Source organism: Rhodococcus sp. GB-02 (assembly GCF_053470465.1).
On record NZ_JBPUKE010000001.1, the window covers coordinates 1,709,441 to 1,733,460 of the forward strand.

Here is a 24,020-nt window from a genome sequence, read left to right on the forward strand (position 1 = left end):
GATGACTTCTCGATTGGAAGGCAAGATCGCGCTGATCACGGGTGCGGCACGAGGAATCGGGCGGGCTCAGGCCGTGCGTTTTGCCGAAGAGGGCGCGGACATCATCGCGGTCGACGTGTGCACCTCGGTGGAAACCACAGTCACGCCGCCCGCGACGGAGGCCGATCTCGATGAGACAGTGGCGCAGATCCGGGCGCTGGGGCGAAAGGTCGAATCTGCGGTAGTGGACGTTCGGGATCTCGAGGCACTACGCACTGCCGTGGACTCGGCCGTCGGAACGCTCGGTGGTCTCGACATCGTCTGCGCTACAGCCGGTATCACGTCCTCTGACGGGGCGCTGACCATGTCGGAAACGATGTGGCAGACAATGCTGGACGTGAACCTGACCGGCGTGTGGCACACCACCACCGTTGCAGCTCCGCATTTGATCGAGCGAGGTGGGGGATCGATGACGCTCACCAGTTCCATCGCCGGACTGCGGGGGTTGGTCGGAGTTGCGCACTACACCGCAGCCAAGCATGGAGTCGTTGGTCTGATGCGCTCGCTGGCAAAGGAACTGGCTCCGCACAACGTACGCGTCAATACGGTCCATCCCACCAACGTCGACACCCTCATGATTCAGAACCCGTTGGTGCGCGGCAAGTTCCGCCCCGATCTCGAGAACCCGACGCGCGAAGAATTTGCTGCCGCAGCGATGACGATGAACATGCTCGCCATTCCGTGGATCGAACCGGTGGACGTAGCGAACGCTGCTCTGTTCCTGTCTTCCGACGAGGCTCGCTACATCACGTCGGTCGCCCTGCCGGTGGATGCAGGAAGTTCGTCCCGCTGAGGTTTCGAACAGCTGAAATCTTGAACAGCTGAGGTTTTGACACGCTGAGTTCAGCCACGGTGTGTAGCGTCGGTTTCACCTAACCGAAAGGCGTACACCGTGGCGGAACGGCGCTATCTGGAAGTCACCGTCGGGACCAACATCGTGATGGTCCTCGACCACCGCACGGTGGAGGTCTTCGACCGCACCGCCGCGAGCACGAGCGAAGTGGCTCGTTGGCATGTCGAACACATTGCAGTGAAGGCAAAACCGTCGAAGTCGGGACTGAAACTCACCATCGGGAACAGGCTCGCGGACGACTCCATCGCGGTAGCGGGGCCACGAGCATCGCTCACCGTTCCGCCGGAGAACGAAGCCGCCGTCGTCGCGTTCTTCGACGAGGTCAAGGCCGCTCGTACATGACTCGGTCGCCCGCTGTCGCTCGCGCGGCAGCATGCGCGCCGGCAACCCGGCCGAACGCCAAGGCATCGGCGATATGGAATCCACCGTCTTTCGCCGCGCTGTACGTGGAACTGACGGCGCCCGCCGCATACAGTCCTGGAATCGGATTGCCGGCAGTATCGAGAACGCGGGAATGACCGTCGCGGCGCGGTCCGCCGTTACTCCAACCCAGCAGTGGCGGTGCGGCGACAGCGTAGAACGGAGCCGTGGCTACTGCGGCCAAAGTTTCCGGATTGCGGCCGAAGGAATGGTCGACGCCGTCCGCGCACGCCTCGTTGTAGCGGTGCACACTGGTTTCCACGACGGCGGGGTCCAAGCCGAGCTGCTCGGCGAGTTCGGCAAGCGTGTCCGCTTTGACGATCCAACCCTTGTCGATCTCGGCTTGATTGTCCGAACTCCACTCGTACCCTTCGTCGAGAACCCTGTGGCCGACAGGTAATGCGTCACGACCGGGACTCAGTTGTCCGGCCACTCTCATCGTCTCGTCGAACACGATGTTCATCGGTTGCACCGGAAAGTGTTGGTAGGAACCCTCTCTGAACACATGACCGTGCCGCATTTCGGCTGACTCGTCGGTGAACCGTCTACCTTCCCGGCTGAGGAACACATAGTTGTGTGCGTTCCACAGAGCGAGAAAGAATCCCGTCGGGTTTTCGAGGTCGCCGGGAATTCCCGTAATGGTCATCATGTTGTTCATGTGCCATAGATCGGCGCCCACTGCCTGTGCCATCCGGTGGCCGTCGCCCGTTGCCGAAGGTGAGCCCCAGATCTTCGGATTCTCCAAGCGTAAGTAATCGCGCACCATGGCCGGATTCGCTTCGAAACCTCCGGTGGCAAGGATGACACCTCGGCGCGCTTGGATCTGCGAAATTTTTCCACCTGAACGAATCTCGACTCCGGTCACCGCTCCGGATTCATCCGTCAGGAGTCTGGTCGCTTCGGTATCGAAGAGAGTTGTGATGCCGCGTTCAGTGAGCAGAGACGAGGAACCGGTAGAGAAGTTCATTGCCCATCTTCCCTTCGACGGTGTCCATCCCTGCGTAACAAGAACTTCCGTCGAGTTCGGCGAACTCTGCCGTGGAATGGAAATCGCCGGTCATCGCTACAGTTGCACCCAGACTGCGGAGCCAGTCGGACAGCCCGTAGGTGTTCTCGGCCCAGGCATCGATGACGTCGTCGGCAACGGGGAACGATCCGTTCAATGAACGCAGGAATGTGCGGGCGGCGGCAGGGTCCTGGTTGACGAACCATCCGCTGCCGGACAGTCGAGTGTTGCCGCCCGCGGAATCAGGTCCACACTTTTCCAGAATGACGACCGATGCGCCGTCGGCGTGCGCTTGTAGCGCTGCGGCCTATCCAGCAGCGCCCGATCCGATGACAAGTACGTCGACAATGTTGTCCATGTCACAGAAGGTATTGCGGCAGCGCGGTGGGTCGAACACACCTTCCCAGTCAGCGAGAAAGGTAGTGGTCAACACCGCATAGATGCCGACTCGCAGGTGCGTCGGGGACCAGGCGCGGGCTTGTGCGTTCTGGGCGTCGGGGGGCGGTATCTGACGAGCGATATCGCGCTGTGACGTTTTCGAGACCCTAGCGTTATAGATGTGGAGGTGTCAGCGAAACCTGCCGATGGCAGAGTTCGTCTGGAACGCAGTGACCGACACGGATATCCGACGCACAGTGATTCATCGCTGATTCCGGCGGTGGGGCACGACGAGTCCAGACAAGAGGCTTTCATGACTACGATCAACGAACGTTCTTCAGCTGCAAATGTTCTCGATCTCTTTGACAGCGCCGGTCGAGAAGGGCATCGGTACAGTATCGAGGTGGAAAGCTATACCCCTGCGTATGCGGTGCTGAGGCTGGCCGGAGAATTGGATATGGGTCAGCGTGTCGAATTGGTGCATGCGCTCGACCGACTTCTCTTGGTCGACACCGATATTCACGTCGATCTCTCCGGCGTGACCTTCATGTCGTCCGGAGTGGCAAATGCCGTTGTCGATGCTGCGGGGCGTGGCCGCAACCGTATTCGCTTGTTTGCCCCCACGCGAGCGGTCTCCATGATCTTTCAGGCTCTCGGCGCTTCCGAACTTTTTGCGGGCGACGCCACGTCGACCGTTGACGCTCTCGGTGCTTGAGCCGGAAACAACTCCCACGAACGATGTGAAGTGCGCAGCGCTCGATATGCGTTGACTTCGATCCTGGTCTGATCTGCGTGCGGATGTGCACTTTGTGGTGCGGGATCAGGTTGTCGTCACCGGGTCGCGCCGAGATTTGCGGTAGCCTCGTTCTGTGTCGAGCAGCCGGCGCCGCCATCGATGCGTCCGGCCGCATGAACGCTTGGTGGTCCCGACTCGTACGGAAGAACCACACCATGGCGTATGACACCAGCAGCAGTTCGACAGCGTCGAACCCTCCGATCACCCTGTTCTCCGATGTGATTGGCCTGGAAGTAAGCATGCAGTTCGCACCGATTCGCCGGCTCGACGACCACGCACTTGCAGGCGCTGAGCTGCAATTGCGTGGGCCTGGCAATTCCTCTCTGAGTTCGGCTCATGCCCTCCGCCGCGCCTCGCAGTTGATGCAGCAACGGTCGGAGTTCGACAGTCACAAACTGGCCATGTCTCGTACTGCACTCGCAAGCGCCGTCGCGGATCGTCTGCCGTTACTGGTGGCCGTCGACTCGGCGTCCCGGAAAGCTCTCAACGCTCCTGGTATCGAAGGAGTTACGAGAAATCTGCAACGGATCGTCGTAACGGTCGACTCCACGGCGGTGCTCGCCGATCCTCACAACTCTCTGGCAGTGATCAGAGAAGCCCGCGCGGGCGGGCGTCTGATTGCACTCGACAGTGTCGGCATCGACAGGCACTCCGCGACACTGCTGTCCTTGGTCGAACCCGACATCATTATCACGTCCGCTGAATTGCTCACCAAGGCAGCATATTTCGAAATCGGAACGACGGTGCACGCGCTCAGCGCCTACGTCGAGCGATCGAATGCGATTATCGTGGCCGAGGGTGTCGACTCGGAATCCGCCCGTCTCGCCGCACTCACCATCGGAGCCACCTACGGAACGGGTGAGTTGTATCCCGCAGTCGATGATCCGAGTTCACTGTTGTCCGAACCGGTCGTCGCGATGCCCGCTACGCCGGTGTGGAGTGATCCCATCCCCGACGTGGGCACTCCCTACTCGATCGTGTCGGCTCACAGCCCGATTCGGCTCGGTACCAAGCGTCTGTTGATCCAACTGAGTAAGTCCCTCGAAGCACAAGCCGCCACATCGGGTTCCTCGATGCTTGTTCTGGGCACCTTTCAACACGCCGAACATTTCACTGCATCCACAACAGCGCGGTGGCGTCATCTCGCCGATACCGTAGGGTTTGCCGGTGTCTACGGCGTCGGACTGTCTGTGATGCTCGACGGTAAAGTGCAACACGCACCGCTCGACCCGAGTGACGATCTCGTCAACGAGTGGACGGTAGTCACTCTGGGGCCACACCATGCGGCGATGCTGTCGGCGCGAGATCTTCATGACAACGGTCCAGATCTCGAGCGGACCTTCGACTTCGTGCAAACCTACGATCGCACCACTGTCACCCAGGCAGCACACTCTATTCTTCGTCGTTACCCCACGACGACTTCGTGACCCCAGTGCCGGTGTGCTCGAAGTTCGCGAGCGTTGCCCAACCGGCGATCGTGGCTAAGGATTGGACGGGCGCCGCGCAGCACGTCTTTTTGCTGCAGCGTTGAGTAGATACCTTTCGGCGACCGTGTAGTCCGTGACGGTTGCGCCATCCGGCGCTGTGGTGTGGGTGAGCAGTTCGAGATAGCGGCGACGGAAGATATGGGCGTCGGATTCTGCGAGTAAGAATTCCGCCGCGGCGACGACCTCTGGTTTCGGAGCAGCGCGTGCGTGCCGGTTTCGGGCGGGCCGAGTGCTCATGTTTTCCTCTTGATTTCGAAAGCCTCTGTGCCGGTAGTCATGTGCGAGTAGATCTAGTCGTCGGTTCGGTCACTACCGGTCATGAGAAGTGGTGAGTAGTTTCAGATCGATCGGCTGTCCGTCGGAGGGGAACGGCAAGGACGTGTAGTTGAGAGGGGCGGTGTAGCCGGGCGCGACCTGCCAATCGAAGCGTGTGAGTAGGTGGTGCATGATCGCTCTGATTTCGACGCCGGCGAAGTGCATGCCGAGGCATTTGTGCACGCCTCCACCGAACGGTTCCCAGGCATACCGGTGTACCTTGTCTTCGCGTCGGTGGTCCGCGAAGCGTTCGGGATCGAAATGTTCGGGATCAGGCCAGTACTGCGGCATGTGGTGAGTGAAATGTGGCACCACTGACACATCGGTTCCAGCGGGTGCGAAGTGGTCCTGTATCTGGGTTTCGCACACCGCTCGGCTTGCACGCAATCGACGAAAGCTTCTTTCACTGAGTCAATTTCGTTCTCAGCAGTCCCTTCCGTGCCGCCCATGAAGATGTCGGTCGCGAGGTTGAGTGTGAGAGCTTTGAGGGCTGTGTATGCGCGCAACCCATCGGACGGACTCCAGGCGTCGAGCGCCGAGGCGATCGCAGGATTCAGCAGGTCCACGGTCTTTTCGAGACGCGATCTGGTGAAGGCATGTTGCATAACGCGTCGTTGTCGTAGGTGCTCTTCGCAGTCGAGAACCACGAGACTTCGCCGTAGCGATCCCAACGTTTTTGCATCAATTCGAGGGAGTCGCGGATGTATTTGAGAGTCTGCCCAATTCCGGGTAGTCCCGAATTGCCTGAGATGGGACGCAAACGCGACCGGATGGGGGGAACGGCCAGGGTCTTCGACATCACGTACCTGCCTCCGGTTTACATCTGACAGCGATGCCTGTCAGATGTGGGTAGTCTGCGTCAGAGTCGCGTCGTCTGTCAATATCGACTCATGGCTTCTCCCACACCCCGTCGATATGCCGGTCTGAGTGGTGAGCAGCGGGCAGCGCTTCGGCGTGAAAGCTTGCTCGCAGCAGGACTGGAAGTTTTTGCGGCCGCGGGCAGACAGGGTGCAACCATGACCGCCATCTGTGCGCATGCCAAGCTGACAGAGCGATACTTCTACGAGAGTTTCACCAGTAAAGACGAACTTCTCCAGCAGGTTTTCGACGGAATCGTCGACGAGGTGCGCGTGGCCGGAATGGCTGCACTCCGAGCGACCGACGGGACGAGGGAGGAGCGCGTGCGGAGCGCCATTGCTTCGTTCGTCGACATCCTGACGAACGATCCCCGAAAAGGGCGCGTCGCGATGGTCGAGTCGGTGGCTTACGAGCCGCTGCGCACTCACCGACGCGGAGCGCTGCGTGGGTTCGCGCAGATGGTGGCCGACGAGGCTGCACTCTTGTACGGCGACCGAGCTTGGCCTCCCCACCAGGGTGAGATCAACGGATTACTCTTTGTGGGCGGCCTGGCCGAATTGGTGACGGCCTGGTTGAACGGCGAGATCGACATCACGCCTGCCGAGATCGTGGATGCGGCAACCTACCAATTCACATCCACAGCGCACCGATGAAGCGCGAGGTCGGCGATGAGTAGCGGTAACTTCTAGCGCGCGGCATGCGTCGTGATTCGAGGCAGTTTCGGGTCGGAATTGTCGACGACGCAGTCGGCTCGGGTCCAGCGCTTCGCAGCGGCGAAGTAAAGCCGTTGCCCGCCCACATATCTGTTCATCGACGGATGTCCCGGATCTGCGTTTGTTCCGTCGCGAAGGTTCATACGCTGCGCGGTGATCCCGAAGGGCACGTCGAGAAAGATCGAGTAGTCCCATCGGGAAGCGAGTTCGTCACGATGCAGGAACAGGCCTTCGATGAGGACGATAGCTCCATCGGCTGCAACGAGGTATGCGTCGCTGTACCGTCGTTGTCGGTACTCTCGGCTCCCTCCCGGCGTCAGTGGGTCGAGAATATGGCGTTCGAGGGCGTCTTAGTCGTAGCTGTCGAGCCAGAACCCTTCCGGTGATTGTCGCCCTCTACGATGACGAATCTTCGACGGATTGAGGAAGTCGTCGACGTGAATCGCGATGAGAGGCGAGCCGCGCAACGCGGAGATTTCGGTTGTCAGGATTTCGAAGGCCGTCGCAGTGCTCATCGATCAGTTCTTACGGCACTCGCAGCGACATGAAGAGCTCCCGTGTCGTACAAAATTCGGTGGCCGTCTTCGAGCACGCGCCTCGTGCCCCCGTCGAGCGGAACGTCCGCCCAGCTTTCAGTCGCGAAATTCAGTTCGACGAGAAGACCGGACCCGAGGCGGAAGCGTCGCTCTCGGACCGGACCCCAGTTCGCGGCTCTGATGAATCGGGCGTGGGGACGGATCTGCACGAACCAGCCTTCATCGGCGAGTGCCTCCGGGTTTTCGGCCAGGATCATCAGATCGAGATCACTCGCCATACGCTCCGCGCCGCGCGCGTACGACCCGACCAGCGCTACAGCTTTGACGCCGTCGTGCTCATCGGCCCATCGTTCAACGTCGACGAGCAACAAGTTGACCGCGCGTCTCCGTCCTTTCAATCGTGCTGACATACCGGCATCATTCCCCACCGTCACGATTATCCGTAGCTTCGCCGGGACCTCTATCCTGGAACTGTCAGTGACAAGCCAGGGGAGGGGTGCGTATGTCCAAGGAAGTATCGGCGGGTCTGGCTGTTGGTGTGATGGTCCTCGTTGCCGGCTTGATCTGGACTGGGTTTCCCCTCGACGCGTATTCGATTGTCGCCGTGATCTTTGCAATCTGCGGTGGATTCATCACTTGGATCTACCTGCGCGAGAACGTAGTTGGCATCCCACACGCAGAGATGAAAGAAGGCAGCCGATGAAGGCAATCATCGTGTGTACCTCTGTCTCCCACGGCAATACGCGGCGGATCGCCGACGCCATCGGAGAAGTTCTCGATGCTCGCGTGGTCGAGCCTGGTGACATCGACGCCGCGCAGCTCGCCGACTACGACCTGGTGGGCTTCGGCTCCGGCATCTACCTGCGCTCGTACCACGAAGATTTACGCGCGTTCATCGAGGCACTCCCCGAAGAACGGCGATCCAAGGCTTTTGTCTTCGCCACCAGTGGTTTTCCCGACCAGGGGATTCACCGCTTCTCGCGCCCGCTGGTTCAGCTGCTCGAGCAGAAGGGCTTCGATGTGGTCGCAGCCTTTTCGTCCCGCGCGTGGGATACGCATTTTCCGTTCAAGCCGTTCGGCGGTATCCGGAAGGGGCGGCCGAACGCCGACGACTTGGATTCGGCGCGCACGTTCGCCGAAGTCCTCCGCGGAAGCGTTCAGGACAGCTTGCCCGGCACCGGGTAGCTGCGCAGGCTCATCTCCAGCTCACCGGCGTCGGCAAGGTCGTTGATCGTCTGGCGCAGAGCGCCACACGTCCGCTGAGCGTTGGCGCGACCGTTCTCACGCCCCAATTCCGGGCACACCACTTGCGACTCTTCGAGCCATTGGACGCTGGTGTGCGCTTCGCTGTATTTCTCGACCAGAACGCTGTTTCCGCAGTTCCGGCAGCTGACCTGCCGCATCAGCGTGCAATCAGATCGGCCGGTGACCAGAAGGCGCGCATGCTAGTGATCTTTGCGTCCGCATCGAAAGTCATGACGTCGATGGGTTCGACCTCGTAGACCTGATCGCCCACCGGCGTGACGACGCGGAAGTGGAAGGCCGCGCTGGATCCGCTGACCCGCAACGTGAGAAGCTCCGTCTCTTGCGCACCGCCCTCGAGAGCGCCGTAGAACTCTGTGATTGCAGCCTTACCGATGCGGGGTTCGCTGCCGACCGGGTCTTCGAGCGTTGCGTTCTCGGTGTAGAGGGCGGCGATGTCCGCTGACGATCCGCGAGCCACGGCGTCGAGGTAGGTGGTTACCGTCGCCGTGATCGCGGCCGTGGTGTCTGGTTCGAGAGTGGTCATCGAGTTAGTCCGATCAGTCGAGAAGTTCAGGGTCTGACAACTACTTCGGACGCTATCGGTGCCGTCTCGATTCGGCGCCGCAATCTCCCACGCAGCGGGACGGACACAAGAAACTCAGGCGTCGAAGCGTCCGAAGCCGCCGCGGTAGAACAGAAGCGGACCGTCGTGGCGTAGCACGTTCAGATCGGTGATGCGTGCGACGACGATGGTGTGATCACCGGCGTCGTGTTCTTGCTCGACGGTTGCCTCGATGCGGGCGAGCGCGCCGCTGAGCGCCGGAGCACCGTTGCCGGCGGCATCCCACTCGATGCCGAGAAACTTGTCGGTCCCGCCGCGTGCGAAGGCGGAACACATGTCCTGCTGGTCGTGGGCGAGAACGTTGATACAGAGAGTTCCGGATTCTCGAAGCTTCGGCCAACTCGTCGACGTCTTCGCCGGGCAGAACGAGAGCAGCGGGGGATCGAGCGATACCGAGACCAGGGACTGGCAGGTGAAGCCCAGCGGTGAATCTCCGTCGTGAGCAGTGATGACGGTGACGCCGGTGCAGAAATTGCTCATCACGTTACGAAGTGTGCGTCCGTCCAGAACTGGCGGCTCGGCGTTTTCCACGGTCATGTCGTCTCCTTGTTCAAATCTCTGCTCAAAATCCTGCAAACAGCTTCAGAAGCAACGATGTGTGGCGCCGCGGTCGTAATCCAGCGGCAGTCCCACTCAATGGCAGCAATGGCTTCTCGGCACGGGTGCGGACCGACCGAGTGTCAGGTGGAGGGGTCTCGGGCAAATTTGATCCCGCTCAGCGGTCCGTTCGGATTCTACGAAACCAGCAAATCACCAGTGATTGTTAGACTTCGGGCATGTCCGAACCTGATGACGTGTCCCGAGGACTTCCCGCTACCAGCTGGGCAGTGCTCGGAATGCTCACGTTCGGGGAGGAACTGACCGGAAACGATCTGAAGAAGTGGGCTGACTGGAGCGTCGGCTTCTTCTACTGGAGCCCGTCCATCAGCCAGGTCTACGCAGAGCTGAAGAAGCTCGAAAGCATCGGATTCGTGGAGTCTCGGGTCGTTTCCGAACCAGGGGTGCGGGGAAAGCGCCTCTACTCCATTACACAGTCGGGAACCGACGCCGTCCGGACGTGGTCACGGGAGGCGCCGGTGGAGGTGCCGGTGCTCAAGCACGGCGTGATGTTGCGTCTGTGGATGGGGCACCTCAACGAACCCGAGCGACTGAAGGCACTGGTGGAAGCCCACATCGCCAACGTCGAAGAACAGATTCGACGCGCGAAACTCCACGCAGATCATGCCGAGAACGAGCCGGCCTGGTCGTTCCCGGTCATGACGTTGCGATGGTCGGAACGGTACTTCCGAGCCGAGATCGAACTTGCTCGCGAACTACTCGAAGACATCGATCGTGCATCCGCCGAGTATGCGAACGTCGCCGAGCATGACCGACTGGGATCACCGTTGCCCTCGACGCCTGGCAGATGGAAGAACGTCGAGGAGTACGTGTTGGCGCTCGAGCAAGCCGGTCTCACCGGCAACGGCTCGAATATCTGAGTCACGCCCCGGCTGCGGTGGGCATGTTGCGCAGCAGGTGGCGACGCTGCAAAGTTGGAGTGACGCTAAGCGATCCGCCGTCGATGCCTCGCCAAATGGCAGCGGCCGCCATCCGAACCGGCGCTGCGCTGACGTGGTCGAGTCGGAGAGCCTTCGATGGCGCGCAGATGGATACTGCGGCAACAGCGCGGCCGATGGGGCCGATCGGTGCCGCGAGACAGCTGAATCCCGGTAGGCCGTTTCCGGTTTCGAATGCAACCCCTGATTCGCGAATCCTGGCGAGGTGGGGCAGTGCGTAGCCTGAGGACTTCGGCGAACCGAACGCGAGCAGTGCCTGACCGATCGCAGTGGTCTCGGCGCGGCGTCGACCACCGACACGCGTCGGTACCGCAGCTGCGAGGCGTCCGCCGATCTTCTCCATGTAGACCACATCGGGCCCGTCGAGGATGCCAAGGTGAACCACGAAGCCGGTGACGCGGTAGAGCTCGTGGAGAAGCGGCATGGCTGCAGCGTGGAGCCGGTCTTGATGAACCGCGAGCGATCCCAGCTCGACAAGACGCATACCGAGTTCGTAGTCGCGGCCGTCGCGACGCAGCCAACGCATCGAGACGAGACGTTCGAGCATGCGGTGGGCAGACGAGCGGGGCAGGCCCGTGCTCCGAACGACCTGAGCGAGCGTCAACCTGCCGGGACCGTCGAAGGCGTCGAGAACCAGCGAGACGCGATCAAGAATTGCTGTCGGGGCCGAATCGGCGCCTAAAGCATCCACAGCCTGCAGTGTCATCGTGTACCTCACTTCTCTTAGAGCTCCACAACCAGTGAACTGGCTATTTCAATTAGAAATAGTGTCATAGAGTTATGGATTTGTGAAGTGGATCACCGGTCTGTTTTCGGGCGCGTCACGGTGGAAACGACGAGGGGGCTTGCGCGAATGCTCGCGCAAGCCCCCTCGTCGGTTTACTACCGGCAGGTACTACATCGTCACCGGCAGGTACTACATCGTCACCGGCAGGTACTACATAGCTGCCAGCGGTTCGCTTCCGGACCAGTCGTGGCCCCAGTAGCTGTCAGCGGTGATCTCCTCGGAGGAGTACGAGTCCTGATCCACCTTCGCGCCCTCGGTGCCGAACTCGATGTCCCAGCCGCCTGGTGCGCGGACGTAGAAGGAGATCATCTTGTCGTTGGTGTGACGACCCAGGGTCGACGACACGGAGAATCCGTCCTTCATCACTCGGTCGAGTGCCTGGCCGACGGCGTCGAGGGTGTCGACCTCGACCATGATGTGAATCAAGCCGGGTGCGCCGCCGTGTGGTGCCGGGCACAGGGCCAAGCTGTGGTGACGCTCGTTGACGCCCATGAAACGGATTCGCAGCGGCCCGAATTCGGGCGGGGCCGGCAGGCGGAAGGCGCCGCGCGGGTAGAAGCCGAGCACCTCGGTGTAGAAGTCGAAGCTCGCAGCACTGTCCATCACCGGGAGCACGACGTGGCCGAGACCCTGTGCGCCGGTGACGAATCGAGCGCCGAAGGGCGTCACCACGGGGCTGTGGTCGAGGATCGCTCCGTGGAAGACCTCGATGGCTGCTCCACCGGGATCGGTGAACGCGATGACCTCTTCGACCCGTCGAGCATCCGCTTCGGCGAGCGAAAGCTGCTCCACCTCGGTGCCGTTCTTTTCGAGGGCCTCCTGGACACGGCGCAGTGCGGCGTGATCGGCGACCTCCCAACCGATGTTGACGATCTCGTCGCGCTCACCTTCGACGACGACGATGCGCGCAGCCCGCTCGTCGAGCCGCAGGTACAGTGCGTTCTCGTCCGGCCCACTGCCCTTGGCGAAGCCGAGAACGTCGAAAGCGAAAGTGCGCCAACGTGCCATGTCGTTGGTCGAGATCTTGACGTAGCCAAGTCCCTTGATGTCAGTGTGTGTCATCGTGTCTGGTTCCTGTCGATTTCTTGTGTCGAAGTCTGATCAGATCATCGCCCGCAGCGGTCCCTGCGGGTCGGCGCCGAGGCGGCTCAGTGAGGCGGCGTGGAATACGGTGCCCGGTACGTGAATTGCGTGGTGCTGCCCAGCGTGAGCGTCGCGCCAGAATCGCTGAAGCGGCTTGTCCATCCGCAGTGCGTTGCCGCCGCAGCGTGGGTAGACCTGATCGATCGCGTTGATCGCGCGCCAGGCGGCCTGCACCTGAGTCTGACGTCCCTCGGCGCGCTGCTCGAAGGTCACTTCCTTGCCGGCGTCCACTCGATCCCACATGCGGTCGACGTTGGCAAGCAGGGTGTCGCGCGCGGCCCGGATGTCGGCAGTCGCCTGACCGATTGCGAACAAGGTGTACGGGTCGTCCTTGACCGCCGTGCCTTGTGCATTGATGCGATCGGCCTGGTACTCGTTGGCGTGGAAGAGCATTCCCTCACAGATGCCGATCGTGGCGGCGGTGATGCCGAGGGGGAACATGTTCGACCATGGCATCAGGTACAGCGTTTCGGTGCGCCCGTACTTGCGCACTGCCGTGCCGTCGATGACCTCGTCGCAGTCCATGACGCGGTAATCGGGGACGTACGCATCCTTGACTACGAGGTCCTTGGAGCCGGTGCCGCGAAGTCCCATGACATCCCACGAGTCTTCGATGATCTCGTAGTCGGTGCGCGGAATGATCACATGGAGCATGCGCGGCGGCATCTCCATGTTGCCGTCCTTGTCACACGCCATCGCGCCGAGGAATGCCCAGTCGCAATGGTCGGTGCCGGAGGAGAACTGCCAGCGACCGGAGAACTTGTAGCCGCCGTCGGTGGGGATACACATTCCGCCGGGCATGTACGGCGATGCCATCCAGGTGTCGGGATCGGATCCCCAGATCTCCTGCTGCACCTTGGGATCCGCGAACGCAAGTTGCCACGGGTGAACTCCGACGATCCCGTGGACCCAGCCGGCCGACGGGTTCAGTGAAGCCATGCGCATGACGGTTTCGGCGAATTCGCGCGGATGCGCCTCCATGCCGCCATGCTCCTTGGGCTGCAGCATGCGGATGGAACCGATTGCCTTCATCTTCTTTGCGGTGTCGTCGGCCACCCGGCCGATCCGCTCGGCCTCGATGCCTTCGGCGAAGATGTCGTCGGCCATCGCGTTGATCTGTTCGAGCACTTCGTACGTCATGTTGTTCCTTGCATCCAGTCAGTTTGTCTCAGCAGTGTTTTCGGCTGCGGATCAGGAGGTGGTCTCGAGCGCCTGGGCGTCGCGTGCGGCAACGTTTTCGGCGACTTCCCGCTTCCAGCTCTCCACTGCGCGGGTGGTGTCGATCTCGAATTCGAAGCGCTTCGTCATGTCTTCCGTGACGTTCTCGACGTCGGTGTAGAACTGGTTGTACCAGCGCCGCAACTGGTAAACCGGGCCGTCCTCCTCCGAGAGCAGCGGGTTGTCGATCGGGGCTTTGTTCTTCCAGATCTCCACGTCCTGAAGGAATCCCATCTCGACGCCCTCGGTGAACTGCGCTGCCATCGCGGCAGTGGACTCGTCGTCCATACCGGGTAGTTTCTTGACCATCGCGCCGTACTGCAGGACGAACGCATTGTTCGAGATCGGGTAGTGGCAGTTGATCAGGACGGTCTCGATGATCTGCCCGTTGGCTTCGCTCTTGATCCAGTCGATCATGTACGACGGACCGAAATACGAAGCATCCGAACGAAGAACAGCGTTGGGATCGCCGTAGTTGGTGCCGCTGATGATGTCCTCACGTCCCACCGATTCCATGTACTGGCTCGCGACGTGACCTTCGAAGATGTTCTTGAAGTACTTGGGGAACGAGTAGTGAACGTAGAAGAAGTGGGCCATGTCCACGACGTTGTCCACGATCTCGCGGCAATGAGAGCCTTCGATGGTGAGCGTGTTCCAGCTCCAGTCGCTCCACTCATCGCTTCCGAAGCCCTCAATGTCGGGAATTGTGACCTCGGCGGGCGGGGGATTTCCCTGGGGATCGTGCCAGACGAACAGCTGACCGTTCTTCTCGAGTGTGGTCCACGCCCGCGTCTTGGCCAGCGGCGGAACGCGTCGTGCGTAGGGGATCGCCGTACATTTTCCGTTACCGCCCCAACGCCAGTCGTGGAACGGGCAGGCGATCGAATCGCCCTTGACGGTTCCGTGAGCGAGGTTGCCACCCATGTGGCGGCAGTAGGCGTCGAGAATCTTGATGTCGCCCTTGCTGTCGGCGAAGACGACGAGGCTGGTGCCGAATGCCTCGATCTGGTGGGGCTGACCGTCGCGATAGGTATTGCTCAGTCCGAGGCAGTGCCATCCACGCGCGAACCGCGCCGGGGGCGCTGCCGCTTCGATTTCTCGAATTTCCTCGCCGGCGCCCGACTGCGTCGAGGCGTCCGTAGTGGTGAGTGGGCCGGTTCCGAGTGCCATGTCTTCCTCCGAGCCGCGTCTTGCGACGCTCCAGTGATGTGATCCGTCTCATACAACGACGAAGCGTCCTCTGGAGATACGGCAGTTCCCGCTGGATGGAACACCTGCTCGGTGACCTGCAGAGATTCAGCTCGCGAGTGTCGCCGCGTTGTCGATCGCGTAAGTCGCCGCGTCGTCGATCGCGTAAGTCGCAGCATTGTCGACGGCGAGAGTCGCCCAGGCCCGAGCGGTGACAACCCCAGCGGGATCGGTGGCGACCAGAGCTACGTCGGCGACGCTCTCGTGGTCCTTCTCGTATGTGGCGAGCACCGTCACGGAGCAGTTCAGATCTGCTCCCGCGGAAGTCGCGGTGCAGCGTCCGCGAAACCGTCGTAGCGACGCGGAGCCGTAACGACGAGCGGCGAAATCAGCAAGGGCAGCAACGGAATCGGTTCCTGTGCCCGCTGTCGGGGCTTCCCGGACGAAGACCTCGGCCACCAGATGCCCGGTCTGGTCGTGGTATTCGGTGATCCGTTCGAGCGTCGAGCCCAGCGGCCTTACGGATCCGGTGAGCAGTGCGCCCGGATCAGGCCGGCCGAAGAACACGACGTCCTGTTCGACGACGGACCCGTCGGGTGCCGATCGCACGGTGCCGTACAACGAGTCGAAATCGGAGAGGAGCGTGGTGGCCGTGCGGGGAGCAGATGCCGTGAAGTGGGCGGTACCGAGGTTGGTAGTCATGACACTCTCCGTTGGACGCGACCGAGACGCTGTCGTCTCGGTGGGTACATCGACGCTAACCACCGCTCTGGCGGGTGACGACGGGCTTCCCGCTGATCGGGAGCATTCTCGGATTCGATCGAAGAGGTGGAACCTGTTCCAGTTTTGTGCAATTCTGGATATCGTATCCGTGACCGGGAGCACATCTCGATGACTGCACGCGCCGAGCAGAAGGAAGACCAGATGACAGACGAGTTCGCTGACCTGCACCGACCGGTATACGGTCCGGACCTGCTCATCACCGCTCTGGAACGCAATCACGACAAGCCCGCGCTGTACCTCGGCGACGTGATCCTCACCGGCGGTCAGATGCGCGATCAGATCAGCTGCTTCGCCCAGGCTCTCGCGTCTTTGGGAATCACTCAGGGCACCAGCACCGCGATGCTGTCGAAGAATCGCCCCGAGGTACTGATCAGCATGGGCGCGACCATGATCACCGGCTGCCGGGCGAGCGCCTTGAACCCGATGGGATCGCTCGACGACCACAAGTACATCGTCGACGACGCCGAGATCGAGACCCTCATCTTCGATCCCAACGCCTTCGAAGAGCGTGCCGCCGAGTTGAAGGCGTCGTCACCCTCGTTGACCAACGTGCTCTCGATGGGTCCGTCCGAGGTGGGAATCGACATCCTCGCGCTGGCTGCAACGTTCGAGCCCGCGCCGCTGAAGGCAGCGCGTGTCGACGCAGAAGACGCCAGCAGCATGGTCTACACCGGCGGAACGACCGGCAAGCCCAAAGGTGTTGTCGGATCCTTCCGTTCGGGTGCAGCGCTCAATCAGATCCAGATGTCGGAGTGGCAGTGGCCCGAGGACAACCGCTTCCTCATCTGCACGCCACTCTCACATGCAGGTGCAGCGTTCTTCATCCCGACCTTGCTGCGCGGCGGTGCGTTGATCGTCCTGCCTGCCTTCGAACCAGGTGCTGTGCTCGAAGCGATCGAGAAGCACAAGATCACGGCAACCATGTTGGTGCCCACCATGATCTACATGCTCATGGATCACCCGGATCTGCCCAAGCGGGACGTCTCGAGTTTGCAGACGCTGTTCTACGGAGCGTCCGCGATGTCTCCAGCCAGGTTGCAGGAGGGCATCAAGAAGTTCGGTCAGATTTTCTTCCAGTTCTACGGTCAGACCGAGTGCGGCATGACAATTTCGGTGCTGCGCAAGGAAGAACACCTCGCCGACGATCCGGCCCGCCTCGCCACTTGTGGGCGTCCGGTGCCGTGGCTCGACGTCCGGCTGCTCGACGACGACCTGAACGAGGTGCCGCAGGGAGAACTCGGTGAGATTTGTGTCCGTGGTCCGCTGATCATGAAGGGGTACTGGAAGAAGCCGGCCGAGACCGCCGAGGCGTTCCGTGGCGGTTGGCTGCACACCGGCGACATCGCGCGTAAGGACAAGGACGGGTTCATGTCCATCGTCGATCGCAAGAAGGACATGATCGTGACCGGTGGTTTCAACGTGTTCCCGCGCGAGATCGAGGACGTGATCTCGTCGCACCCGTCCGTCGCTTCGGTGGCGGTAGTCGGTGTGCCCGACGACAAGTGGGGTGAAGCCGTCAAGGCCTGCGTCGTACTTCGTGCCGGACTGACCGTCGACACCGAGGAGCTGGTCGAGAAAGTCAAGGCGGCCAAGGGGTCGGTTCACGCTCCCAAGAGCATCGACTTCGTGGATTCCCTTCCGCTGACGCCGCTGGGCAAGCTGGACAAGAAGGCACTGCGCGCGAGGTACTGGGAGACCAGCGCCCGCGCGGTCTAGGAACCAGCGTCGTGTAGCGAAGGGTCAGCGTTTCCAGACGTAACGACGTTCCGGGCGGCCCACCACTCCATACTTCAGCGAAGTGGTGGACCGCCCGGTTTCGTAGAGGTATTCGAGGTAGCGCCTCGAGCTCGCCCGTGAGATGCCGACCCTCTCGGAAATGTCTGTAGCCGAAGCGGGTTCGGATTCGTCTCGTAGTGCTGTCTCGACCAGCTGAAGGGTCTCGGGACTGAGTCCTTTCGGTAGACCCTTGAGAGACGACGCTCCTGTCGCGCCACCGGCCACGCCGAAAGCCTCGTCCACCGCTCCCTGTTCTGCTTCGCCGATGCTGTCGAGGTTCGCGTACGTCGATCGGTACCGCTCGAGACGCTCACGGAGAACCTCGAACGTGAATGGCTTCATCAGGTAATGCACGACGCCGCTGCGCAGTGCCTTCTTGACCGAGCCCGCCTCGCGCTCACTCGTGATGACAAGAACATCCAGCTCCGGTGCCAGCTCGCGAAACGGGGCGATCAGATCGAGTCCGGTGGTGCCGGGCAGGTGCACGTCGAGAAGCACCAGGTCGGGTTGCAATTCGCCGACTGCGGTCAGTGCGGCCTCGGCCGAATGGGCAACGCCGCACACTTCGAAACCGTCTATCCGCGAGACGAATCCGCTGTGCACCTTTGCGACCATGAAGTCGTCGTCGACCACCAGTACCCGGATCATGCGCCCTCTCCGTCGTGCAGGACTGCAGTGAAGACAGTCCACTCGATGCCTTCTGCCGAACGAGTGTTTACGGTGACGTCTCCGCCTCGCCGACGACACGTCAGGCGTACCAGCGCCAAGCCGAAACCGTGTCCGTCACTCGATTGTCCCTTGGTGCTCCAACCTTGGCCGAACACTCTGTCGCGATTCTCCGGCGCGATACCGGGGCCGGCGTCCTCGACCCGCACTTCGACGGCGGTGCCACGGTCTCGAATCGACAACCGAACCCTGCGGCGCGAGGCTTCCGGCATCTCACCGACGGCGTCGACGGCGTTGTCGACGAGGTTTCCGACCACCGTCACGAGATCTCGTCCGAGTCTGCGGTCCACCGTCTCCAGATGTGTGTCCGGCGCCAGCTCGACCGTGACCAACCCCTGTGCAGCGGCGCCTATCTTGGCGATCACGAGTGCGGCGGTGCCGACGTCGGCGATCTTCTCGGTCACGGTCGCGCTGACCTGCGCGCGCTCCATGGTCAGACCCTCGACGTAGCCGACCACCTCGTCGTATTCGCCGAGCTGGATGAGGCCGGAGATGGTGTGCAGTTGATTGTCGAACTCGTGGATGTGAGCGCGTAGTGCGTCGGTGCTGGTTTTGGTCACGTCGAGTTCTTCTTCCACAGAGCGCAATTCGGTGCGGTCGCGGAAAGTGGTGACCGACCCGATGGTGCGGCCCTTCGATTCGACCAAGACGGTGTTGAGGACGAGCAAGCGATCGCCAACAAGAACTAACTGATCGGATTCGGTTGTGCCGGAAGTCAGTACACTCTGGAGGCGGTCGTCGAGACCGAGGTCCCGCACCGATCTGCCGGCACTGCCGCGTGGGATGTCGAGGAGTTGGTGGGCACTGTCGCTCATCAGCACCACTTTTCCCTGCGCGTCGAATGCGATGACGCCTTCCTTGAGGCCGCGCAGCATTGCCTCGCGTTGGCGAACCAGGTCCAGGATCTCGCCGGCCTCCATGCCGAGGGTCTGCCGTTTGACCCTGCGGGCCAACAGGATCGACCCGACACCGCCGAGAAGTGAGGCCACCGCGAGGTACACCAGGAGATTCGGCGCCGACTGCCCTAGCCGCGTCCAGATCGAGGGGTACTCGATGCCGACGATCGCGGTTCCGGTAATCGCTCCTTCACTGCCGAGGATCGGAACGTGCGCCTCCACGGCCCTGCCGGAGGGGGTGTCGACCAAACCCGTCCAAGACCGATCTTCTGTCTGACGTGCGCCGATGCCGACATCGCCGGGACGCGTCGAAATCACGATACCGCCGTCGGCATCGGCAAGCGAGACGTAGGTGACACCCGAGATGGCGCGCACCGAGTCGACCGAACCCTGTAGTCCGGAGCGGAGGCGGGTCTGAGCCTGGGGGAGCAGTTCGCGTACTGCCGGATTGGCTGCGAGCGATTCAGCTGCCGAGAGAGCGCGACGTCCCTCCTCGCGTTGGAAACTCGCAGACGACTGCGCGAGAGAGAGGGCAGTGACGCACACGAGAACCGCAACGACAATCAGAAGTTGCAGTTCGAGAAGTTGTGTCGCCAGAGTGTGCCGGCGCCGACGCAGGCGCGCCCGCAGAGGCGACTTGCGCTCTCGCTCTGCTTGCACGTTTCCTGAGGACACCAGCCAGACCCTAGCCTTCAGTTCGATGCCGGGAAAGCGGCCGTTCGTGAGCACAATGAGCACAAATCAATCTGCTTTCCCAATGGTGACCCCAGTCACAAAGTGCGTCAGTATGAAACCTGTTCACACATCGCTACCAGCAGGCAGCCAACAGACAAGGACGACGCCATGGGCGCATCGAAGCGGCTGAGCAGGCATATCGCCCTGCTCGGTGCCTGCGCGATGACTCTCGTGCTCTCGACCGGATGCGCTCCGGTCGAGTCCTTCTTTGCCGGTGGCCGTGCGGGTGAGAGTTCCGAAGAACTGCGCGTACTGGTGCCCTCGGTGGCCGGTGGTGGTTACGACCTGACCGCCCGGACCATGGTGCAGGCACTTGCCGACGAAGGAACCGTCGACGCCGACGTCGTTGTGCTGCCCGGATCGGGCGGCATCGTCGGACTCAACCGGTTGGCTCTCGAACGCGGAAACCCCGACTTACTCATGGTCATGGGACTCGGAGTTCTCGGTTCGCTCGAGATACTTCCGTCCGAGCACACACTTGCCGACGTGACGCCGATTGCGAGACTGGTCGAAGAACCCGAAGCGCTACTGGTTCCAGCAGATTCACGGTACAAATCTCTCGCCGATCTGATGCAGGCCTGGGTGGCGGATCCGTCGTCGATCTCGATCGGCGGTGGTTCGAGTGAAGGTGGACCGGACGGGTTGTTCCGCCTTCTGTTCGCCCGCGCGGTCGGTGTCGATCCGTCGCGTTCCCCGTACCGGATCTACGACGGCGGCGGAGAACTGCTTCCCGCACTGCTCACCAGGCAGGTCGACGTCGCCGCTACGGGTATCGGGGAGTACCTGGATCAGATTGCGGCAGGCACGGTTCGGGTCCTTGCGGTCAGTTCGCCGGAGCGCACTCCGGCGGTGGATGCACCGACCATGGCGGAGTCGGGAGTCGACGTCACGTTCACCAATTGGCGCGGGCTCATGGCGCCGGCGGGCCTGACGGACGATCAGCGTCAGCACTTGCAGAATTTGGTGCGGGATCTGGCGGCGAGCCCGCGGTGGAACGAGCTGTCTCGCCGAAACGGTTGGAACAGTGCAGTTCTCACCGAACCCGAGTTCTCCGCATTCCTCGCCGATCAATCCCGGTTCGTCGACGCAACACTCGATCCACCCGGCATCAACTAAGCACAACGAAGTTTCGTTTCACCTCCACGAAGGTCACCGGCTCGATTTGCCGTGCCGTTTTTCTCGGCAATTCAGCACAAAAGGAGTTCATCATGCTCGTCACACTCGGCTTCCTCATGGTTGCGGTGTTCATGTTCCTGATCCTCACCAAACGCGCGACCCCGGTGGTGGGACTGACTCTGGTTCCGGTGGCCTTCGGACTACTCGCCGGGGCCGGCCTCGGAATCGGTGACATGATCACCGACGGCATCAAGTCGCTCGCACCCACCGCGGCGCTGTTGTTCTTCGCGATCATCTTCTTCGGAATCATGATCGACGTCGGCCTCTTCGATCCGCTGGTCAAGCTCATCCTGCGGATGGTGCGTGACGATCCGATGCGGCTCGTCGTCGGAACCGCAGTGCTCGCGATGGTGGTCTCGCTGGACGGAGACGGTTCGACGACCTTCATCATCGTGACCTCCGCGCTGCTCCCGCTCTACCTCAAACTCGGTGTCAGTCCCGTCGTCCTGACGGTGATCGCCGGCCTGTCGAACGCGACGATGAACATCATTCCGTGGGGTGGCCCGACCGTCCGGGCAGCGAGCGCACTGGGACTCTCTCCTTCCGACGTCTTCGTCCCGATGGTGCCGTCATTGATCGTCGGCCTGATCATGGTTCTCGGGTTCGCGATTCACCTCGGGATCATGGAGCGCCGAAGGATCGGGACTTTGGTCCTGACTTCTGAGCGCATCCTCGAAAAAGTCGGGAACGGTGGAAGTTCCAGCACCGGAAGCACCGGAAGCACCGGAAGCGCCGGCACCGGCGGCTCGAATGAGCCCGCGGACGGCGGCGGCGACACCGGACGCTTCATCGACGGACTTGCCCCCGGGCGTGACACCTTGCGGCCGAAGCTGCTCTGGTTCAACGCAGCGCTCACGACGATCCTTCTGGTTGTGCTCGTGATGGACATCCTGCCCATTCCGGTGCTGTTCATGATTGCGTCGTCGATCGCTCTCGCGGTGAATTTCCCGGCGGTCAAGGATCAGGGTGAAGCAATCGCACGCCATTCGTCGAGCATCGTCTCGGTGGTCGCGATGGTGCTGGCAGCAGCCGTGCTGACCGGCGTTTTCCAGGGAACCGGCATGGTCGAGGCGATGGCAGAGTGGCTGCTGCAGGTCATCCCCGACGCGATGGGCCCGCACCTCGCCGTCATCACGGGCGTCCTGAGCATTCCGCTCACGTTCTTCATGACCAACGACGCGTTCTACTTCGGTGTGCTCCCGGTGCTGTCCGAGACGGCAGCGCAGTACGGAATCGAGCCGGTTGAGATGGCGCGCGCCTCGATCACCGGGCAGGCCGTGCACATGCAGAGCCCGCTGGTCCCGGCGATCCTGCTGCTGGTCACACTCGCCGGCGTGTCCCTGGCGGATCACCACAAGAAGGTTCTATGGCGAGCCGGCCTGATCTCGATCACGATGCTCGTGGTCGGCGTCGGATTGGGGCAGATCCCCTTCTGAGCGCGATCAGTTGTGGAAGGGGCACCGGCCTTGGTCGGTGCCCTTCTTCTTTTTCGTCACGAAGTTGGGCCGGATGTCGAGATCGGGCTCGTCGTACAGGCGGTGGAACGTCGGTGTGAGCGAGCTGGACATGGGCGGGTTCACCCACGACCAGTCGGTGGGGCACTTGCGCCCGGCCTTGTCCTCACGCGCGATGTGATCGATGAATTGTTTTGCGACAGTGTGGTGGTCGACCATGATGACGCCGGCCTTGCGGTAGCTGTGAATAACTGCGCGGTTCAGTTCGACCAGTGCACGATCCTTCCAGAGCGTGCGGTCGTGGCTCATGTCGAGTTCCATCATCGCTCCGATGGTGGGCAACATGTTGTAGCGATCACCGTCGCTGAAGTTACGGGCGCCGACCTCGGTGCTGACGTACCAACCGCTGAACGGGGTGCAGGGATACACGATTCCGCCGATGTCGAGGTTCATGTCCGAGACCGCGGGAACGGCATGCCACTTCAGCCCCAGATCAGCGAACCAGCTGTATTCGGGATGCTCGATCTCGACCTCGAGAACGAGGTCGGTCGGGACGTCGAAGTACTGCAGGGGTTCGTCGGGAACCGAAATCAGTACGGGGAGAACGTCGAACGGTGTACCGGCGCCCTTCCATCCCATCGCGGTGACCTGAGCGGTCAGATCGACGTGCCAAGGGTCGCCCAAGATGGTGCCATCTGGTTGCCGGTAGCCGGCGTAGCGGATCAGTTGCGGGCTGAGGATGCGGTACTCCTGGCCGTCCTCGCGTGGAAGTGGCCCGACCGTCACGACCGACTGCAGAGCGCCGCGGTTGGTCGACAGCCGCAGGTGCTCCCAGCATGCTTCTGCGAGAGAGGAAGCCGTGACGGCGTCGCGCGCGTCGATGAGTTTGAGGGTCCGCCAATGTGCGCGACCGACGCACCTGGCGTGGTTTCGCCAGGCGAGTTTGGCGCCGACGAGCAATTCCTCCGCTGTGTGCGTGTAGGTGCCGCTCCGATGGAGCTCACGCAAGGCCTCGCGCCGTCGAGCCGTCGGGAGGTGGCCCAGTTCCGGAGAGTCGAAAAATTCGACGCACTCGAGTTCCCGACGTTGAAGCTCGGTCAGCGTCGGGGTAGTGGAGGCGATCTGGGACGTAAGCCCGCTATCGGTGGGCAATTCGTCCTGTCGAACAAAATCCACGGCACGACTCCTGTTTGGCTGGTTGAGATTTCGCTGAACGTTAGCTCGGCGATCGAGAGTGTCGAAGCTCTTGTTTATCTTGCACGCAAGAATAAGAAAGGGACGGTCACACCGCGAAATGGGGTCGCATTGTGACAC

The 24,020-nt window shown here is 61.7% G+C and carries 25 protein-coding genes and 2 pseudogenes; 11 read left to right on the forward strand and 16 right to left on the reverse strand.

From position 1 onward, the window contains the following. The first annotated feature begins 1 nt into the window (after position 1). Together ACSW29_RS08125 and ACSW29_RS08130 are read left to right on the forward strand one after the other, a co-directional pair. Positions 2 to 832, forward strand: a complete 831-nt coding sequence (locus ACSW29_RS08125) for a mycofactocin-coupled SDR family oxidoreductase (RefSeq protein WP_448277016.1) — start codon at positions 2 to 4, stop codon at positions 830 to 832. A 99-nt stretch (positions 833 to 931) separates the two neighbouring features. Next, positions 932 to 1,234, forward strand: a complete 303-nt coding sequence (locus tag ACSW29_RS08130) for a hypothetical protein (protein WP_020906608.1) — start codon at positions 932 to 934, stop codon at positions 1,232 to 1,234. Here ACSW29_RS08130 and ACSW29_RS08135 read toward each other — a convergent pair. Continuing rightward, positions 1,215 to 2,676: pseudogene (locus ACSW29_RS08135) on the reverse strand (FAD-dependent oxidoreductase). The gene ACSW29_RS08130 and the pseudogene ACSW29_RS08135 sit on opposite strands and share 20 nt — an antisense overlap. A gap of 423 nt (positions 2,677 to 3,099) precedes the next feature. On the opposite strand from ACSW29_RS08135, the gene ACSW29_RS08140 reads away from it, so the two are divergent. Beyond that, positions 3,100 to 3,411, forward strand: a complete 312-nt coding sequence (locus ACSW29_RS08140; RefSeq protein WP_317828170.1) for an STAS domain-containing protein — start codon at positions 3,100 to 3,102, stop codon at positions 3,409 to 3,411. Positions 3,412 to 3,731: 320 nt separating this feature from the next. Then, a complete protein-coding gene (locus ACSW29_RS08145) occupies positions 3,732 to 4,919 on the forward strand; it encodes a DICT sensory domain-containing protein (RefSeq protein ID WP_448277017.1) in 1,188 nt (395 codons plus the stop codon). A gap of 54 nt (positions 4,920 to 4,973) precedes the next feature. Here the strand turns inward: ACSW29_RS08145 and ACSW29_RS08150 are convergent, their stop codons facing one another. Further along, positions 4,974 to 5,216: a hypothetical protein gene (locus ACSW29_RS08150; RefSeq protein WP_317828168.1), complete on the reverse strand. Its 243-nt coding sequence runs from the start codon at positions 5,214 to 5,216 to the stop codon at positions 4,974 to 4,976. Positions 5,217 to 5,288: 72 nt separating this feature from the next. Then, a pseudogene (locus ACSW29_RS08155) lies at positions 5,289 to 6,093 on the reverse strand (cytochrome P450). Between the two features lie 91 nt (positions 6,094 to 6,184). Here ACSW29_RS08155 and ACSW29_RS08160 point away from each other — a divergent pair. Then, positions 6,185 to 6,805, forward strand: a complete 621-nt coding sequence (locus ACSW29_RS08160) for a TetR/AcrR family transcriptional regulator (RefSeq protein ID WP_448277018.1) — start codon at positions 6,185 to 6,187, stop codon at positions 6,803 to 6,805. 410 nt (positions 6,806 to 7,215) lie between these two features. Here the strand turns inward: ACSW29_RS08160 and ACSW29_RS08165 are convergent, their stop codons facing one another. Further along, the gene (locus ACSW29_RS08165) at positions 7,216 to 7,380 is read right to left on the reverse strand and encodes a hypothetical protein (RefSeq protein ID WP_448277019.1); all 165 of its coding nucleotides are present in this window, start codon (positions 7,378 to 7,380) and stop codon (positions 7,216 to 7,218) included. Continuing rightward, entirely contained in the window at positions 7,377 to 7,811 is a 435-nt protein-coding gene (locus ACSW29_RS08170) for a nucleotidyltransferase domain-containing protein (RefSeq protein WP_317828165.1), read from the reverse strand. Before ACSW29_RS08170 ends, ACSW29_RS08165 begins: the two co-directional genes overlap by 4 nt. A gap of 92 nt (positions 7,812 to 7,903) precedes the next feature. Between ACSW29_RS08170 and ACSW29_RS08175 the strand changes: the two genes are divergently transcribed. Beyond that, positions 7,904 to 8,104, forward strand: a complete 201-nt coding sequence (locus ACSW29_RS08175; protein ID WP_448277020.1) for a hypothetical protein — start codon at positions 7,904 to 7,906, stop codon at positions 8,102 to 8,104. Continuing rightward, the gene (locus ACSW29_RS08180) at positions 8,101 to 8,586 is read left to right on the forward strand and encodes a flavodoxin family protein (RefSeq protein WP_448277021.1); all 486 of its coding nucleotides are present in this window, start codon (positions 8,101 to 8,103) and stop codon (positions 8,584 to 8,586) included. Before ACSW29_RS08175 ends, ACSW29_RS08180 begins: the two co-directional genes overlap by 4 nt. Here ACSW29_RS08180 and ACSW29_RS08185 read toward each other — a convergent pair. The 3 genes from ACSW29_RS08185 to ACSW29_RS08195 all read right to left on the reverse strand — a co-directional run bounded on the left by ACSW29_RS08185 (position 8,559) and on the right by ACSW29_RS08195 (position 9,805). After that, positions 8,559 to 8,804 (reverse strand): hypothetical protein, encoded by a 246-nt coding sequence (locus ACSW29_RS08185; protein ID WP_230816341.1) that lies wholly within the window; start codon positions 8,802 to 8,804, stop codon positions 8,559 to 8,561. The genes ACSW29_RS08180 and ACSW29_RS08185 overlap by 28 nt on opposite strands. Then, complete coding sequence (locus ACSW29_RS08190; protein WP_448277022.1) at positions 8,804 to 9,190, reverse strand: nuclear transport factor 2 family protein; 387 nt, start codon at positions 9,188 to 9,190, stop codon at positions 8,804 to 8,806. The genes ACSW29_RS08185 and ACSW29_RS08190 overlap by 1 nt, the downstream gene beginning before the upstream one ends. Before the next feature lie 114 nt (positions 9,191 to 9,304). After that, entirely contained in the window at positions 9,305 to 9,805 is a 501-nt protein-coding gene (locus ACSW29_RS08195; RefSeq protein WP_347871584.1) for a flavin reductase family protein, read from the reverse strand. Positions 9,806 to 10,044: 239 nt separating this feature from the next. Between ACSW29_RS08195 and ACSW29_RS08200 the strand changes: the two genes are divergently transcribed. Beyond that, a complete protein-coding gene (locus ACSW29_RS08200) occupies positions 10,045 to 10,746 on the forward strand; it encodes a PadR family transcriptional regulator (protein ID WP_448277023.1) in 702 nt (233 codons plus the stop codon). A gap of 1 nt (position 10,747) precedes the next feature. On the opposite strand, the gene ACSW29_RS08205 is transcribed toward ACSW29_RS08200, so the two are convergent. From ACSW29_RS08205 to ACSW29_RS08225, 5 genes are all read right to left on the reverse strand, one after another. Further along, complete coding sequence (locus ACSW29_RS08205) at positions 10,748 to 11,530, reverse strand: IclR family transcriptional regulator (RefSeq protein ID WP_020968790.1); 783 nt, start codon at positions 11,528 to 11,530, stop codon at positions 10,748 to 10,750. A 231-nt stretch (positions 11,531 to 11,761) separates the two neighbouring features. Beyond that, entirely contained in the window at positions 11,762 to 12,673 is a 912-nt protein-coding gene (bphC, locus tag ACSW29_RS08210; protein WP_029254739.1) for a biphenyl-2,3-diol 1,2-dioxygenase, read from the reverse strand. 39 nt (positions 12,674 to 12,712) lie between these two features. Next, positions 12,713 to 13,894, reverse strand: a complete 1,182-nt coding sequence (locus tag ACSW29_RS08215) for an acyl-CoA dehydrogenase family protein (RefSeq protein ID WP_019749417.1) — start codon at positions 13,892 to 13,894, stop codon at positions 12,713 to 12,715. Positions 13,895 to 13,945: 51 nt separating this feature from the next. Continuing rightward, positions 13,946 to 15,142, reverse strand: a complete 1,197-nt coding sequence (locus tag ACSW29_RS08220) for a Rieske 2Fe-2S domain-containing protein (protein ID WP_020906621.1) — start codon at positions 15,140 to 15,142, stop codon at positions 13,946 to 13,948. A gap of 126 nt (positions 15,143 to 15,268) precedes the next feature. Further along, on the reverse strand, positions 15,269 to 15,862 hold the full coding sequence (locus ACSW29_RS08225; protein ID WP_448277024.1) for a hypothetical protein: 594 nt from the start codon (positions 15,860 to 15,862) through the stop codon (positions 15,269 to 15,271). A 222-nt stretch (positions 15,863 to 16,084) separates the two neighbouring features. Here ACSW29_RS08225 and ACSW29_RS08230 point away from each other — a divergent pair, with 222 nt between their 5' ends. After that, complete coding sequence (locus tag ACSW29_RS08230) at positions 16,085 to 17,659, forward strand: AMP-binding protein (RefSeq protein ID WP_317828308.1); 1,575 nt, start codon at positions 16,085 to 16,087, stop codon at positions 17,657 to 17,659. 24 nt (positions 17,660 to 17,683) lie between these two features. Here ACSW29_RS08230 and ACSW29_RS08235 read toward each other — a convergent pair whose 3' ends face one another. Both ACSW29_RS08235 and ACSW29_RS08240 read right to left on the reverse strand, forming a co-directional pair. Beyond that, positions 17,684 to 18,367 (reverse strand): response regulator, encoded by a 684-nt coding sequence (locus tag ACSW29_RS08235; protein WP_448277025.1) that lies wholly within the window; start codon positions 18,365 to 18,367, stop codon positions 17,684 to 17,686. Continuing rightward, positions 18,364 to 20,016: an ATP-binding protein gene (locus ACSW29_RS08240; RefSeq protein ID WP_448277026.1), complete on the reverse strand. Its 1,653-nt coding sequence runs from the start codon at positions 20,014 to 20,016 to the stop codon at positions 18,364 to 18,366. Before ACSW29_RS08240 ends, ACSW29_RS08235 begins: the two co-directional genes overlap by 4 nt. A gap of 168 nt (positions 20,017 to 20,184) precedes the next feature. Between ACSW29_RS08240 and ACSW29_RS08245 the strand changes: the two genes are divergently transcribed. Further along, positions 20,185 to 21,192 (forward strand): Bug family tripartite tricarboxylate transporter substrate binding protein, encoded by a 1,008-nt coding sequence (locus tag ACSW29_RS08245; protein WP_448277027.1) that lies wholly within the window; start codon positions 20,185 to 20,187, stop codon positions 21,190 to 21,192. A 92-nt stretch (positions 21,193 to 21,284) separates the two neighbouring features. Next, positions 21,285 to 22,688, forward strand: coding sequence for a CitMHS family transporter (locus tag ACSW29_RS08250; RefSeq protein WP_448277028.1), 1,404 nt, complete (start codon positions 21,285 to 21,287; stop codon positions 22,686 to 22,688). 6 nt (positions 22,689 to 22,694) lie between these two features. On the opposite strand, the gene ACSW29_RS08255 is transcribed toward ACSW29_RS08250, so the two are convergent. Further along, positions 22,695 to 23,882: a nitric oxide synthase oxygenase gene (locus ACSW29_RS08255; protein ID WP_317828151.1), complete on the reverse strand. Its 1,188-nt coding sequence runs from the start codon at positions 23,880 to 23,882 to the stop codon at positions 22,695 to 22,697. Between the last annotated feature and the right edge of the window lie 138 nt (positions 23,883 to 24,020).